Origin of the sequence: Flavobacterium sp. LHD-80 (genome assembly GCF_030929605.1) — a bacterium.
Lineage (GTDB): Bacteria > Bacteroidota > Bacteroidia > Flavobacteriales > Flavobacteriaceae > Flavobacterium.
The window spans coordinates 682,787-698,699 of sequence record NZ_JAVFVS010000004.1 but is presented as its reverse complement, the minus strand read 5'-3'; the positions used below and the strand labels follow the sequence as shown (position 1 = coordinate 698,699).

Annotated in this window: 13 protein-coding genes; 10 read left to right on the top strand and 3 right to left on the bottom strand. The window is 35.4% G+C overall.

The features are described 5' to 3' along the window. The first annotated feature begins 16 nt into the window (after positions 1 to 16). The 7 genes from porV to RB619_RS07525 all read left to right on the top strand — a co-directional run bounded on the left by porV (position 17) and on the right by RB619_RS07525 (position 8,561). Positions 17 to 1,222, top strand: a complete 1,206-nt coding sequence (gene porV / locus RB619_RS07555) for a type IX secretion system outer membrane channel protein PorV (protein WP_308095961.1) — start codon at positions 17 to 19, stop codon at positions 1,220 to 1,222. A 75-nt stretch (positions 1,223 to 1,297) separates the two neighbouring features. After that, on the top strand, positions 1,298 to 1,780 hold the full coding sequence (gene cdd, locus RB619_RS07550; protein ID WP_308095958.1) for a cytidine deaminase: 483 nt from the start codon (positions 1,298 to 1,300) through the stop codon (positions 1,778 to 1,780). 158 nt (positions 1,781 to 1,938) lie between these two features. Beyond that, the gene (gene pdhA / locus RB619_RS07545) at positions 1,939 to 2,937 is read left to right on the top strand and encodes a pyruvate dehydrogenase (acetyl-transferring) E1 component subunit alpha (protein ID WP_035645485.1); all 999 of its coding nucleotides are present in this window, start codon (positions 1,939 to 1,941) and stop codon (positions 2,935 to 2,937) included. Between the two features lie 4 nt (positions 2,938 to 2,941). Further along, positions 2,942 to 4,582: a 2-oxo acid dehydrogenase subunit E2 gene (locus RB619_RS07540; RefSeq protein ID WP_308095954.1), complete on the top strand. Its 1,641-nt coding sequence runs from the start codon at positions 2,942 to 2,944 to the stop codon at positions 4,580 to 4,582. Between the two features lie 94 nt (positions 4,583 to 4,676). Next, entirely contained in the window at positions 4,677 to 6,530 is a 1,854-nt protein-coding gene (locus tag RB619_RS07535; RefSeq protein WP_308095952.1) for a leukotriene A4 hydrolase C-terminal domain-containing protein, read from the top strand. A 520-nt stretch (positions 6,531 to 7,050) separates the two neighbouring features. Beyond that, complete coding sequence (locus RB619_RS07530) at positions 7,051 to 7,602, top strand: carboxymuconolactone decarboxylase family protein (RefSeq protein WP_308095949.1); 552 nt, start codon at positions 7,051 to 7,053, stop codon at positions 7,600 to 7,602. Between the two features lie 68 nt (positions 7,603 to 7,670). Then, positions 7,671 to 8,561, top strand: a complete 891-nt coding sequence (locus tag RB619_RS07525) for a helix-turn-helix domain-containing protein (protein ID WP_308095947.1) — start codon at positions 7,671 to 7,673, stop codon at positions 8,559 to 8,561. Here the strand turns inward: RB619_RS07525 and RB619_RS07520 are convergent. Further along, on the bottom strand, positions 8,558 to 9,802 hold the full coding sequence (locus tag RB619_RS07520) for a glycosyltransferase family 4 protein (RefSeq protein WP_308095945.1): 1,245 nt from the start codon (positions 9,800 to 9,802) through the stop codon (positions 8,558 to 8,560). The genes RB619_RS07525 and RB619_RS07520 overlap by 4 nt on opposite strands. 114 nt (positions 9,803 to 9,916) lie before the next feature. Between RB619_RS07520 and RB619_RS07515 the strand changes: the two genes are divergently transcribed. Both RB619_RS07515 and RB619_RS07510 read left to right on the top strand, forming a co-directional pair. Beyond that, a complete protein-coding gene (locus RB619_RS07515) occupies positions 9,917 to 10,498 on the top strand; it encodes a tRNA-(ms[2]io[6]A)-hydroxylase (protein ID WP_308095943.1) in 582 nt (193 codons plus the stop codon). Between the two features lie 42 nt (positions 10,499 to 10,540). Next, positions 10,541 to 13,297, top strand: coding sequence for an AsmA-like C-terminal region-containing protein (locus RB619_RS07510; RefSeq protein ID WP_308095941.1), 2,757 nt, complete (start codon positions 10,541 to 10,543; stop codon positions 13,295 to 13,297). A gap of 292 nt (positions 13,298 to 13,589) precedes the next feature. Here RB619_RS07510 and rpmA read toward each other — a convergent pair whose 3' ends face one another. Together rpmA and rplU are read right to left on the bottom strand one after the other, a co-directional pair. After that, positions 13,590 to 13,850 (bottom strand): 50S ribosomal protein L27, encoded by a 261-nt coding sequence (gene rpmA, locus RB619_RS07505; protein WP_012023622.1) that lies wholly within the window; start codon positions 13,848 to 13,850, stop codon positions 13,590 to 13,592. Positions 13,851 to 13,874: 24 nt separating this feature from the next. Then, positions 13,875 to 14,312: a 50S ribosomal protein L21 gene (rplU, locus tag RB619_RS07500; RefSeq protein WP_026728576.1), complete on the bottom strand. Its 438-nt coding sequence runs from the start codon at positions 14,310 to 14,312 to the stop codon at positions 13,875 to 13,877. 275 nt (positions 14,313 to 14,587) lie between these two features. Between rplU and RB619_RS07495 the strand changes: the two genes are divergently transcribed. Then, on the top strand, positions 14,588 to 15,910 hold the full coding sequence (locus RB619_RS07495; RefSeq protein ID WP_308095937.1) for a pitrilysin family protein: 1,323 nt from the start codon (positions 14,588 to 14,590) through the stop codon (positions 15,908 to 15,910). The last annotated feature ends 3 nt before the right edge of the window (positions 15,911 to 15,913 follow it).

The window sequence follows — 15,913 nt, the reverse complement described above, 5'->3', positions numbered from 1 at the left end:
ACCATTAAACCCCTAAATGAAAAAAATATCACATTTATTAATTTGTTTTTTAATTATTTCATACGCAAAAGCCCAAGAAACTCGACCTATTACAACCGGAGTTCCTTTCTTATTAGTTGCTGCCGATGCAAGAGCAGCAGGTTTAGCTGATCAAGGAGTAGCTACTTCGGCAGACGTTTTCTCACAGCAGTGGAATCCCGCCAAATATGCATTTTCTACTGATGCACAAGGGCTTTCAATCAGTTACACTCCTTATTTGACTGATTTAGCAAATGATATTTCACTTGGACAATTAACCTACTACAACAAAATTAGTGATCGAAGTGCCTTTGCAGGAAGCTTTCGCTATTTCGGTTTTGGAGACATCGAACTAAGAAGAACCGGTGACCCAAATGAAATCCCGAATATTGTATCGCCAAACGAATTTGCATTAGACGGATCGTACTCACAAAAATTAAGTGAGACCTTTTCGATGGCCGTTGGCGCAAGATACATTCGCTCAAACTTAAAAGTAGCTTCAGAAGATGTCGATGCAACTGCTGGAAAATCATTTGCTGTTGATGTTGCCGGATTTTATCAATCTGAAGAAATCGCTTATAGTGATTTCAACGGAAGATGGAGAGCCGGATTTAACTTTCAGAATATAGGTCCAAAAATTAGTTATGACAATGACGATTTAAGCGCTAATTTCTTGCCTGCTAATATGCGTCTTGGAGGTGGTTTCGACTTCATTCTTGATGAATATAATAAAGTGGGAGTAAGTGTCGAATTCACAAAATTACTTGTACCAACTCCTCCAGGACCTGGAACACCAGTAGATTTAAATGGCGATGGTGATTATACTGATCCAGGAGAAACCACACAAGAGCAAGCAAACACAATTGCTTACAACAAATATAACGACATAGGCTGGTTTGAAGGGATTTTCAAATCTTTTGGAGATGCCCCTGGCGGTTTTAGCGAAGAATTAAAAGAAGTTACTTATAGTCTTGCAGGAGAATATATGTATCAAGATGCTTTTGCATTTCGCGCTGGATATTTTCACGAAAGCCCTCAAAAAGGAGCCAGACAGTTTTTCTCTTTAGGAGCTGGTTTCAAATATAACATCGTAAAAGTTGACGTTTCGTACTTATTCTCAACTTCAAAAGTTAAAAATCCGTTAGAAAACACACTTCGTTTTTCTTTAACGTTTAACTTTGGAGACAAATATGACGAATATTAAACGATCTAAAATAAAAAATAACAACAATCCAAATTTCTATTTTTAGGAATTTGGATTTTTTTTCCGATAAAAACAATGAAAGAAATCAATATTACATCATCATTTTTAGTTTACAACGACATCACAGAACTTTCAGAAGAAATTCAGGATTTAATGAATCAAGCCGTTGAAATTAGAAAAAAAGCATATGCACCATATTCTCAATTTAAAGTTGGAGCCGCATTATTACTAGATAACGGAAAAATAGTTTTAGGATCAAATCAAGAAAATGCGGCGTATCCGTCAGGATTATGCGCAGAGAGAGTTGCGATTTTTCATGCTGGAAGTATTTATCCAGAAGCTAAAATCTTAAAAATAGCTATTACAGCTGCTTCAGACACCAATCAAACCACCGCTCCTATTCCGCCTTGTGGTTCTTGCCGTCAATCAATAGCAGAATATGAAATCAAACAAGATACCCCTATAGAAATCTATTTTATGGGTGAAATAGGCGAAGTTTATAAATCTGCATCCCTAAAAAATTTGCTCCCTTTTATGTTTGACAAAAAGTTCTTGTAAAAAAAAGCCAAAAAGTAGCGTTTAAATTTTAGTTCTTAAATGTAATGTCTTATTTTTGCATCCCGACCTTTCGGGCGCAAATTTGTGGGAGGAAACTATTTTGCGTTATAGGCAACAATTGATAACACAAACAAACTTTAGCAAAAGAAAGAATTCAGATGAAAGAAGTTACAAAAGAAGTATATTTAAAGTGGTACGAAGACATGCTGCTTTGGAGAAAGTTTGAAGACAAACTTGCAGCGTTATACATTCAACAAAAAGTTAGAGGTTTTTTACACCTATATAATGGTCAAGAAGCTGTATTAGCAGGTGCATTGCACGCTATGGACTTGACTAAAGACAAAATGATTACTGCTTACAGAAACCACGTACAGCCAATTGGTATGGGCGTTGATCCAAGAAATGTAATGGCTGAGCTTTTAGGAAAAGCAACAGGAACCTCTAAAGGTATGGGAGGTTCTATGCACATTTTCTCTAAAGAACACCGTTTTTATGGAGGACACGGAATCGTAGGAGGTCAAATTCCAGTAGGAGCTGGTTTAGCTTTTGCTGATAAATATTTCAACACTGGCGGTGTTACTATGACTTACTTTGGTGATGGTGCTGCTAGACAAGGTTCTCTTCACGAAGCTTTCAACATGGCAATGTTATGGAAACTTCCAGTTGTATTTATCGTTGAAAACAACGGTTATGCAATGGGAACTTCTGTAGAAAGAACTGCAAACCACACTGACATCTGGAAATTAGGTTTAGGTTATGAAATGCCTTGCGGACCTGTTGACGGAATGAACCCAGTAAAAGTTGCTGAAGCTATGCACGAAGCTATCGAAAGAGCGCGTCGCGGAGACGGACCAACTTTCCTTGAAATGAAAACGTACCGTTACAGAGGACACTCTATGTCTGATGCACAATTATACCGTTCTAAAGAAGAGGTTGAAGAGTACAAAAAAATTGACCCAATTACACAAGTTCTTGATGTAATCTTGGATCAAAAATATGCTACAGAAGAAGAAATTGAAGTAATTGACCAAAGAGTTAAAGACTTAGTTGAAGAATGTCAGAAATTCGCTGAAGAATCTCCATACCCAGACTTACAGCAATTATACGATGTAGTATACGCACAAGAAGACTATCCATTTACACCTCATAAACTATAACATCATGGCGATTAAAGTAACAATGCCTCGTTTGAGCGATACTATGACGGAAGGAACGGTAGCGACTTGGTTAAAAAAAGTAGGCGACAAAATTAGCGAAGGAGATATCTTAGCTGAAATTGAAACAGACAAAGCAACAATGGAGTTCGAATCTTTTAACGAAGGAACTCTTTTACATATCGGAATTCAAGCTGGAGAAACTGCTCCTGTTGATTCATTATTAGCTATCATTGGTAACGAAGGAGAAGATATTTCTGCTCTTTTAGCTGGTGGTGATGCTCCTGCTGCTGAAGCTCCAAAAGCGGACGCTCCTGCTGCTGAAGCAAAAACTGAAACTGCTGCTCCTGCAAAAGCAGCAACTGAATTACCAAAAGGTGTTGTAGTAGTAACTATGCCACGTTTGAGTGATACAATGACTGAAGGGACAGTAGCTACTTGGTTGAAAAAAGTGGGTGATGCTGTAGCTGAAGGTGATATTTTAGCAGAAATTGAAACAGACAAAGCTACTATGGAGTTTGAGTCTTTCAATGCTGGAACATTATTATACATCGGAATTCAAGAAGGAAACACTGCTCCTGTTGACAGCTTATTAGCTATCATTGGGCCAGCTGGAACTGACATTTCTGGAATTGCTGACAATTATACTGCCGGAGGCGCTGCACCTGCAAGTGCTCCTACTGCTGAAGAAACAAAAGCTGCTCCTGCTGCTGAAAAAGCACCAGAAGCTGCAAACAATACTTCTGACGGAAGAATTCTAGCTTCACCTTTAGCTAAGAAAATTGCTTCTGATAAAGGAATTCAATTGAACCAAGTTAAAGGTTCTGGAGAAAATGGACGTATCGTAAAAAGCGATATTGAGAACTTTACCCCATCTGCACAAGCACAACCTGCTGCTTCTGCACCTGCTGCAAAACAAGAAGCTTCTGCTCCTGCTGCACCAAAAGTTTTTGTTCCTGCTGGAGAAGTTTTCACAGAAGAGATCAAAAACTCTCAAATGCGTAAAATCATTGCAAAACGTCTTGCAGAATCATTATTCACTGCTCCTCACTACAACTTAGTGATTGAAGTAAGCATGGACGAAGCAATGCAAGCAAGAGCTGCTATCAACAGCGTTCCAGATACAAAAGTATCTTTCAACGATATGGTAATCAAAGCTTGTGCTTTAGCATTGAAAAAACATCCAAAAATCAACTCTACTTGGAAAGAAGATGCTATCATCATCAACCACCACGTAAACATTGGTGTTGCTGTAGCAGTTGAAGACGGATTAGTAGTTCCTGTATTGAGATTTACTGACGCTATGAGTTTATCTCAAATTGGTGGTTCAGTAAGAGATCTTGCTGGAAGAGCTAAAAACAAAAAATTAGGACCACAAGAAATGGAGGGAAGTACTTTTACAGTATCTAACCTTGGTATGTTTGGTATTACTGAATTCAATTCAATTATCAATCAACCAAACTCTGCTATCCTTTCTGTAGGTGCAATTGTTGAGAAACCAGTAGTTAAAAACGGTCAGATTGTAGTTGGAAACACAATGATGTTATCATTAGCTTGCGACCACAGAACAATCGACGGTGCAACTGGCGCTCAGTTCTTACAAACATTAAAACAATACATTGAAAGCCCAGTTACAATGTTGGCGTAATCTTTGTTAATTTTATAATTAAATCCCGTCCCGAAGTTTTTCGGGACGGGATTTTTTGTTTAATTTTCATCCTCAAAATTCAATACTTCATAATATGAAAAAACTAATCCTTGTAACTTTATTCTTGACAGCGATTGCCTGCCAGAAAAAAGAGCAAACAGAAAAACCGGCCACTGTTGTAGATGAACACAGTTATTCTAAACCAGAACTTGCCGTAGCAAAACACCTTGATCTTGATATTAAAGTTGATTTTGACACACAAACCATTTCAGGAAAAGCATCGTGGACGATTGACAATATCAGCAAAGGAACAGAAATTATTTTCGATGAAAACACTTTAAATATTACCAAAGTTACTCTGGGACAAGGCGAGGAAGAAAAAGAAACTAAATTCGAGCTTGGAAAAGACACTGAATTTCACGGAAAACCGCTTCATATTACTATTGAACCAAATACAACTAAAGTAAACATCTATTACAATACAACAAAAGATGCTGTTGCGCTTCAATGGCTAAAACCAGAACAAACAGCAGACAAAAAGAAACCGTTCTTATTCTCACAGGGAGAAAGCGTTTGGTCTAGAACTTGGATTCCGTGCCAAGATTCACCTGGAATTCGTTTTACTTATAATGCAAAAGTTACGGTTCCTAAAGATTTATTAGCTGTGATGAGCGCTGTAAATCCGCAGAAGAAAAATGATACTGGTGTTTATACTTTCAAACAAGACAAAGCAATTCCGTCTTATTTAATGGCAATTGCAGTTGGAGATATTGAATTTCAAGCCATTGACAAAAGAACTGGAGTTTACGCAGAGCCATCTGTTTTAAAAAGCGCAGCTTATGAATTTGCTGAACTTGGCAAAATGGTAAATGCTGCTGAAAAATTATATGGGCCTTACCGTTGGGGACGTTACGATGTATTGGTTTTACCTCCAAGCTTCCCTTATGGCGGAATGGAAAATCCAAACTTAACTTTCTTAACTCCAGGCGTTATTGCAGGAGATCGTTCACTTACAAGTTTGCTAGCACACGAATTAGGCCACAGCTGGAGCGGAAACCTAGTTACAAACGCAACTTGGGATGATATTTGGTTAAATGAAGGTTTTACAACTTATGTAGAACACAGAATTGGCGAAGCAATCTTCGGAAAGAAAGAATTTGAAATGCAAAATGTTATCACCAACAAAGAATTGACTGATAATGTTGCAGAATATGGAGATACAAATCCAGATACAAGATTAAAAGTTAGTTTAACAGGAAGAAATCCTGATGATGGAATCAGTCAAATTCCGTACGTCAAAGGATATGCTTTTTTAAGAGTTATTGAAAATGCTGTGGGACGTGACAAATTCGATCCGTTTATCAAAAATTATTTCGATTCGCATGCTTTTAAATCAATTACGACAGAAGATTTCGTGAAGTATTTAAACGAAAATCTTATTAAAGATGACAAACCATTGGCTGATAAAATCAAATTAGAAGACTGGATTTACAAACCAGGAATTCCATCAAATATTCTTCCAGTAAGTTCAGCTGATTTTGATGCTATTGACGCAATTCAAAAAAGCTGGAGAGAAACTGGCGTTGCAGGTTTAAGCAAAAAAATCACAACGACAGCAGAAAAACAGCATTTTATAGATCATCTTCCTGCTGATATTACTGCAAAAGAAATGGGAGCGATTGACAAGGAATTCAACTTTACAAAAGGCGGTAATTTCATTATCAAGCGTCAATGGTTTGTTCAAGCATTACGTCATCAATACAAACCTGCTTATCCTGCAATTGAGCAATTCCTGATCGGAATCAGCAGAACAGGTTCTGTAATGATGCTTTACAAAGAAATGGTTAAAACTCCTGAAGGAAAAGTTTGGGCAAAACAGGTTTTTGATAAAGCAAAATCGGGTTATCATGCAACAACTATTCAGGCTGTTGAAGGGGTTTTGAAATAAGTTTTTCTAGAATATAATTTTAAAAATAGGTTGTTCCTTAGGAACAGCCTATTTTTTTTACGCCTTATTTGTCATTCCGAGGAACGAGTAATCTCCGCAAGAAACTCCTCAATCAGAATCGACAATCTTTGCAGAGCCACTTGCGGAGATTACTCGTTCCTCGGAATGACAAGATTGCGAAAAAACTTCGCGAAAAACTTTATAATTTCCGGCAAAATAAACGAAAACATTCTTATAAAACCGAGTGCCCTAGCCCAGATTGCAGTGGAAAGCCCGGAACCGCAAACCCTTATTTTTCTTGCCAGAAAACAGCGACCAACGGAAGCTCGTTTTATGGCTTAGAAAAATAAGGGTTTGCGGTGAGGACTTGAAACGGAAAGCTGGATTAGCTCCTGAAAAAACAGCAAGGGAAAATTGTCCATCACATAGCGTCAATCCTCCATGTTCTAAAATCTGTAATCGTTGCAACTTTGTAATGTCAAAAGACAACAACAAATAACAACTTAAAAAATTAAATAAGATGGCACGATTAACAGCATTAAACCCAGAAGAAGTAACAGGAAAAACTAAAGATTTATTCAACGCAGTTCAGGCAAAATTAGGCGTTGTTCCAAACATGATGAGAACAATGGGAAATTCTCCAGCAGTTCTTGAAGGATATCTAAACTTAAGCGGCGCATTAAGCCACGGAAAATTAAGTGCAAAAACAGGTGAATTAATTGCATTAGCAGTTTCAGAAAGTAATTCTTGTGATTACTGTTTAGCAGCGCATACTTTTATTGGAGAAAAATTGGTAAAAGCAGATCCAGCTGTTTTACACGCCGCAAGAACAGGAAACTCTACAGATGCTAAAACTGAAGCGATTTTACAATTGGCTAAAACATTAATCAGCAAAGGTGGTTTAGTAAACGACGAAGATGTAAACAAAGCGAAAAATGCAGGAGTTTCTGATGCTGAGATTGCAGAAACTATTGGTCACGTAGCTTTGAATGTTCTAACCAACTACTTTAACAACGTAGCAAATACAGAAATTGACTTTCCAGCAGTTTCTAACTTAGAATTACACAACTAATACAAACAAAAAACAAGCTATAGAGATAGTTGTGAATTCATTTCATGACTATCTTTATATTTTTAAAAATGAAACCGAATATGAGCTCTCAAAATGTTTTCACTTTAATAAATCCGCAGAATGGTAATTTGGCTTTCAAAATTCTTTCGTTTGATGACAACAGCCATTTCGACCATTTACAGCGAAACAATTATTATTCTTTGATTTGGGTGACCAAAGGAAAAGGGAAAGTAAAAGCTGATTTTGCAGAACATCATTTTGAAGAAAACTCACTCCTCGCCTTTTCGCCTTATCAGCCTTTTATGCTTTGTGTAAACGAACCGATTGAAGGAATCGCGATTCACTTTCATCCTGATTTTTATTGCATTCACATGCACCAAAAAGAAGTTTCGTGTAACGGCGTCTTATTCAACAATATTTACCAACCTCCCTATGTTCAGGTTACAGAACAGGCTTCGCAAACTTTTAAAATGGTGATTAACCAAATGAAAGCTGAAATTCAGAATGCAGAATTGGCGCAATATGAATTGCTTATTTCGTATTTAAAAATATTCTTAATCACAGCTTCTAGATTAAAAACAGAACAATTAGAAGAAATGAAATCAGTACCAGATTCAAAAGAACCTGTTATTTTGCAAAACTTGAAAGATGCAATTGAACTGAATTTTAAAACCAAACATTCCGCAGGAAATTATGCCGATTTGCTTAATATTTCTCCAAAAGCATTAGCCAAACTAGCTAAGAATTATTTCAACAAAACCTTAACCGATTTAATATCGGAAAGAATTATTATCGAAGCCAAAAGAGAATTATACATGACCAACAAAACGGTCAAAGAAATCGCTTATGAATTAGGTTATGACGACGAACATTATTTCAGCCGTTTCTTTAAAACAAATGCCGATGTTTCACCTCAGATTTATCGCGAAACAGTTGGGTTTGGCAAAATGGAAGCTTAATTTTTATTCTTCGCTTCAATCCATTTTGACATATACATCGTGCTTTTATAAGCGTGATGTTGGAGCAGATTTCCCATAAAATTATGAAGACGATGACTTTCGGAATCAGCTAAAAGAGAATTTATCAATGAAGTTAATTTGTCTGAATAATTACTTTTTTGATAACACTCATTAATGATTGTAATTCCATTTTTTTGAGATTCTTTCCAGAGATTTTCATCTTGATAAAGTTCGATTGCTTTTTTTGCAAAAGCTTCGGGATTGTCTTCGATAAAACCATTCCAAGGTAAATCTAAATGCATGGCTTCTGAACCAATTGAAGTTGTTGCACTTGGTGTTCCGCATTGCATGGCCTCTAATAATTTTCCTTTTAAACCTGCACCAAAACGAATTGGAGCTAAAACAACTCTGGCATTTTTCACCACTTTATTAGCATCTTCTGCCCTTCCCATTATAAAAAAACTATTTTTAGGCTGATGCAATTGCAATACTTTTTGTGATGGATATGCACCATAAACTTCTAAAACAGCTTCTGGAAAATCCTTTTTTATAAACGGCCAAATTGCTTCTTTTAAATGCTGGACGGTATTCCAATTTGGTTCGTGAAGAAAATTTCCGATGAAAACAAAATTCTTTCGATCTTCAAAAGAGGGTAATTTCATCAGCTCTTCCTCATTCATTTCTTCAACTAAAAACGGAAGATAAAAAAGTAAATCATTACTTATTTTGAAAACATCGTTCAGAATATTCATTTCAAATTCTGAAATAATCAAAGACAAATCGCATCTTAAAATACTGGCTACTTCACGTTTTGCGACTTCTTCAGACAACAAATCCGAAAGCTCAAAAGTTCGTTTTTCCTTAAAAGCTTTTTGTCTTGCAGTTCTTAGACAATGCAAATCTTCAGTATCTAAAATTCTGATTGCTTTCGGGCATTTTTCGATTACTCTCCATCCAAATTGTTCTTCGATCATAAATCGGTCAAATAAAACTACATCTGGATTTAATTCGGAAGCAAAATCATCAAAACTGGAAGAATTAAGTTCGATACTTTTTTTAGAAACTCCAAATTCAGCTAAATCAACCATAAAATCACTGTCCTGCGCGGCGCTGGCAAATGTAATTTCGAATCCTTTTTCTTTGAAAATAGAAATCAACTGCATCATTCTTCCACCAGCAGCAGAAGAATTTGGCTCAGGCCGAACAAACCCAATAATTAAAAGTTTTTTTATCTGATTCATAATATTTGTTTCATATTACAAAATAATGCTTTTTTCCGCGGATTTGCACCCAATTTCCTGAGATTCGGTCATAAAAAAACACTAATTTTGTAGGAACATTTTTTTTAAAGAATTATGCTGGGATTAAAGCTAGCCACAGACCCTCGTTGGGTAAATATAGTGGAATCAAATATCGAAGAAATTTTAACGGATCACGCTTGGTGCGAGCAAAAAGCGGCTTCAAACGCAATAAGCATTGTTACCTATAACTCTGAATTAGAGGAATTAGTGACTGAAATGCTGGTAATTGCCAGAGAAGAACTGGAACATTTACAAATGGTTCATGATGTAATCAAAAAACGCGGACTTACTTTGGGGCGCGAGCGAAAAGATCATTATGTAAATGAACTTTTTAAATTCATGAAGAAAGATGGCAGCCGAAGAGACGCGCTTTGTGATCGATTATTATTTTCGGCCATGATTGAAGCAAGAAGCTGTGAGCGCTTTAAAGTACTTTCAGAAAATATTAAAGATCAAGAATTAGCTAAATTCTATCGCGATTTAATGATTTCTGAAGCTGGGCATTATACTACTTTTTTAGGATTCGCCAGAAAATATCAAGACAATATTGACATTGACAAACGCTGGAAAGAATGGATTGAATACGAAGGCTCCATCATAACCAATTACGGAAAAAACGAAACTGTACACGGGTAATTTTTTCTGAATATTTTCTAAAAACAAATACCACATTTTGACATGACTGCAAGTAAAAAGAAATCCATTATATTAAAAACCCTTAAATATCTTGGAATAACCTTTGTTGTTATTATAGGATTATTGTTTTTAACGCCAATTATTTTTGCGGACAAAATTAAAGAACAGATTAAAAAAACGGCAAACGAAAAGCTTAGTGCAGAATTAAATTATTCTGATGTTTCTGTTTCATTTTTTCATCATTTCCCTTCGCTGACTTTAACTTTAAGCGACTTAAACCTTAATGGATCTGCTCCTTATGCTAAGGAAAAATTCATTACTGCAAAGGAAGTTTCATTTGGAATAAATGTTGCCAGTCTGGTTTTCAGCAAAACGGTAAAAATTGATCAAATTTACTTATCAGATTGTTTTATCAATGTAAAAGTAAATGCAAAAGGTGAAGCCAATTATAATATTTACAAATCTTCAAAACCTTCAAATCCGAAAGACAGTACCGAAACTGCTTTAAAATTGGAACGAATTGAAATTTTAAACAGCAAAGTAATTTATGACGACCAGTCGACTAAAGTGCATTTTGATGCTTTTGGTTTTAACTATTTAGGGAAAGGAGATTTAAACCAATCGATTTTTGATCTTTATTCAAAAGCCAAAGTTGAAAAACTGAATATTGTTTATGAAGGCGAACCTTATTTGATGAACAAAAAAATCGATGCCGATTTGATTACAAAGGTAAATGTGAATTCATTATCTTTCTTCTTCCAGCAGAACAACTTAAAAATCAACCAGCTTCTTGTTGATTTTAAAGGAAAATTTGACTTTTTGAAAGACGGCTACAACATGGATTTTGTTATCAAATCAAACGACAGCAAACTCTATGATGTTTTCACTGCTTTGCCCCCAAAATACATAACTTGGCTTTCTAAAACCGAATTAAAAGGAAATACCAATCTTCTTTTGACATTAAAAGGCGATTATATTGCTTCACAAAATGTTGCACCAGAACTTGATTTGGATGTAAAAATCGACAGCGGATTTGTGAACTACAATAAAAGCGCTTTTCCGGTTTCCAATTTAAATCTAGACATCAAAACAAGAGTTCCGTCATTAAATCCAGATCTAGCTATTATTGATGCTAAAAATGTGTCATTAAACATAAATCAGGATTATTTAAAGTCGAAATTTTATGTAACCGGCGTAAACACACCAGACATCAATGCTGATTTTAAAGCAAAAATTGATCTTGGAAAATTGATGTCCGCTCTTGGAATTCCGAATGTCGTTTTAAAAGGAAATCTTGAAGGCGACGCAAAAGTTGACGGAAAATTTGACCAGAAAAAAAGGCTTTTCCCAAAAACTCAAGGAACGATTGATTTGGTAAACGGCTATTTAAAAACGCCTTATTACCCGAATCCAATTACCAATATTACTATCAAATCAAAAATTGATAATCAAAAAGGAACTTACGACGATTTGAAAGTAAAACTAAAACCAGCTCAGTTTACTTTTGAAGGAAAGCCTGTTTTTGTTGACGCCGACTTAAGCAACTTTGATGACTTATCTTATGATATTAAGGCCAAAGGCGAACTTGACGTAAACAAAATTTACAAGGTTTTTTCGCAAAAAGGACTTGATTTAGACGGTTTCGTAAAAGCTGATGTAGTTTTGAAAGGAAAACAAAGCGACGCCGAAAAAGGCAATTACAGCAAACTAAACAATAAAGGAACGCTTGAATTAAGAAATATCGGCATTACATCAGAATATCTGGCTAAAAAATTCATCATCAAAGAAGGAATTTTTAAAATCAATCAGGATAAAATGTACTTCAATAATTTCCTAGCCGCTTACGGGCAGTCCGATTTTAGAATGAATGGTTATTTACAGAACGTTTTTAATTATGCAACCACAAATACAGGCGTTTTAAGAGGTTCTTTTAAATCTTCATCACGTTATATTAATGCTGACGAATTCATGTCTGAAACAACTTCAGGAACTTCTGTAACAGCAAATTCGGCTCCAAAAGCAGAAGCTAAATCAGGAAGTACACAAACCGGAGTAATTATTATTCCAACAAATCTGAATTTAAACTTCACGGCTAATGCTCAAAAAGTTAATTTCGACAAATTAAATCTTCAAAATGCTACCGGAAACCTAAGCATGAACAAAGGCAAGCTGACGATGCAAAATACAGGTTTTGACCTAATTGGATGCAAAGTAACTATGAATGCCAATTATCAAGCTGTAACTCCTCAAAAAGCAAATTTTGATTATGCGATAAAAGCAACCGATTTTGACATAAAAAGAGCGTATAACGAAATTGAAGTTTTTAGAAAAATGGCCAGCGCCGCCGAAAAAGCACAAGGAATTGTTTCTTTGGATTATCAGCTAAAAGGCCGTTTAAATGCAAATATGGAACCTGTTTATCCTTCTCTGGTTGGAGGCGGAACGCTTTCTGTAAAAGATGTAAAAGTACGAGGGCTGAAAATGTTTACTGCGGTAAGCAAAGAAACCAACACAGAGTCAATAAAAAATCCTGATCTTTCGAAAGTTGATATTAAAACTACGATCAAAAATAATATTATGACCGTTGAGCGTTTTAAATTTAAGTTTGCCGGTTTCCGACCAAGAATTGAAGGCAAAACAACTTTAGACGGAAAATTGAATTTAAAAATGCGTTTAGGATTACCTCCTTTTGGTATTTTCGGAATTCCGCTTACAGTTACAGGAACCCAGGATAATCCAAAAATAAAGGTTGGTAAAAAATCTGAAGATTTAGAAGAAACTAAAGATACTGAGGAATAAAAATTAAATTCCAAAATTGGAAATTCCAAATTCCAATTTTTATCATACGCCTTTGTCAAAGTTCAAAACTTTGACAAAGGTTTTTGTTACTTTCAAACACTCAGCATAATCTTGTAATCCTGACGGAGGAAGGATCACACTAGAAACTCGACAAAGATTGGCGACTTTGATTGCGGAGTTTCGCGTGTGATCCTTCCTCCGTCAGGATGACAAAACTGTGAGCAGAAATTATTATAAACAAAAAACCCGATCATTTCTGAACGGGTTTTTTATAAAAAGTAATCTATGATTATTATGCCTCGAATGGGATAATAGATACATAAGATTTGTTATCTCTTTTCTTTTGGAACTTAACAACTCCAGCTACTCTTGCGTGTAGTGTGTGATCTTTACTGATGTAAACGTTTTCACCTGGATTATGTTTTGAACCTCTTTGTCTAACGATGATGTTACCAGCAATAGCAGCTTGACCACCATAAATCTTAACGCCTAGACGTTTTGATTCTGATTCTCTACCATTCTTCGAACTACCGACACCTTTCTTGTGAGCCATGACGTATGAGTTTAAATATTGTTATTATTCTTTAGTAGTCTCTTTTTTTGCTTTTGGAGCTGCTTTTTTTGCTTTTGGAGCTTCTACTTCTTCAGTAGCTGCTTCTTCTGCTACAACCGCTTTTTTAGCTGCTGCTTTTTTAGTTCCTCCTGCTGCAGTAATACCTTCAATTACAATTTGAGTAAGATATTGTCTGTGACCATTTCTTTTTTTGTATCCTTTTCTTCTTTTCTTTTTGAAAACGATAACTTTATCACCTTTTAAGTGTTGTAACACTTTAGCTTCTACTGAAGCACCTTCTATAGCTGGGGCGCCTAAAGTTACATTTCCGTTATCATCTAATAAAAGAACTTTGTCAAAAGAAACTTTTGAACCTTCTTCGTTAGCTAAACGGTGAACATAAACCTTTAAGTCTTTGCTTACTTTAAATTGTTGCCCTGCTATCTCTACGATTGCATACATATCAAATTGATTTATTGATTTTTAAGGTTGCAAATATACAACTAATAATTTACTACGCAATCCCTTGTAGCAAAAATATTTTCTTTGGCTTTAAAGACTGTTTTACAAGGTTTTCTAATGATTTCTAAAATAAAAAAAGATGTAAAATACTATTAATTTTTACTGGTAAATACATAAATTTTAAAACAATACACAAAAAAGACTATTTTTGAAGTAACTATAATCAACTTTTTGCTACCTATTTATTTTAGGTATCATAAATTTATTAATCGTATATGAAAAATTCTATAATGATGTTAAGTGCAGCACTAATGCTCGGCGGAGTAGCTCATGCTCAAAAGGTAGCTTTTGAAGAGTATAATTTAGATAACGGAATGCATGTAATTCTGCATAACGACCCATCAGCACCAGTAGTTATAACTTCTGTAATGTATCACGTTGGCTCAAAAGACGAGCGTCCTGACAGAACTGGTTTTGCACATTTTTTCGAACATTTATTATTTGAAGGAACTCAAAATATAAAACGTGGTGAATGGATGAAAATCGTTACTGCAAACGGAGGCGTAAATAATGCCAATACTTCAGACGACAGAACTTATTATTATGAAGTTTTCCCATCAAACAATTTAGAATTGGGTTTATGGATGGAATCTGAAAGATTAATGCATCCTATTATCAATAAAATTGGAGTTGATACACAAAATGAAGTCGTAAAAGAAGAAAAAAGAATGCGTTACGACAATCAGCCATACGGAAATATTCTTCCGGAGGTTAAAAAGAATATGTTCAAAAATCACCCGTATCGCTGGACAACTATCGGCTCAATGAAAGATTTAGATGCTGCAACTCTTGAAGAATTTCAGGCATTCAACAAAAAATTCTACACACCAAATAATGCCGTTTTAGTTGTTGCTGGAGATTTCGACAAAGCAAAAGCCAAAGAATGGGTTCAGAAATATTTTGGTCCGATTCCAAAAGGCGAAGAAGTAAAAAAACAAACTTTTACCGAAGAGCCAATTACGCAAACAATAAAAGCAACTTACGAAGATCCTAATATTCAAATTCCGATGGTTGTTGCGTCGTATAGAACGCCTTCAATGAAAACCAGAGATGCACGAGTTTTAGATTTAATCTCCTCTTATTTAAGTGACGGAAAAAGCTCAAAATTGTACAAAAAAATCGTTGACGATAAAAAAATGGCACTTCAAATTGGTGCTGTAGGTTTTAGTCAAGAAGATTATGGAACCTACATTTTATACGGTTTGCCAATGGCGCCTTATACAACAGCCGATATTTTAAAAGAAATGGATGAAGAAATCGTAAAAATTCAAACCGATTTGATTTCCGAAAAAGATTACGAAAAATTACAAAACAAATTCGATAATAATTTTGTGAACGCGAATGCAAGCGTAGAAGGAATTGCTGAAAATCTTGCTTCTTACTACCTTCTTTATGGCGATGTTAACTTGATCAATACTGAAATTGACATGTATCATTCTATAACGAGAGAAGAAATCAGAGAAGTTGCCAAGAAATATTTAAACCCGAACCAACGCTTGATTTTAGATTACATACCAACCGTAAAATCTCAGAACTAAGAA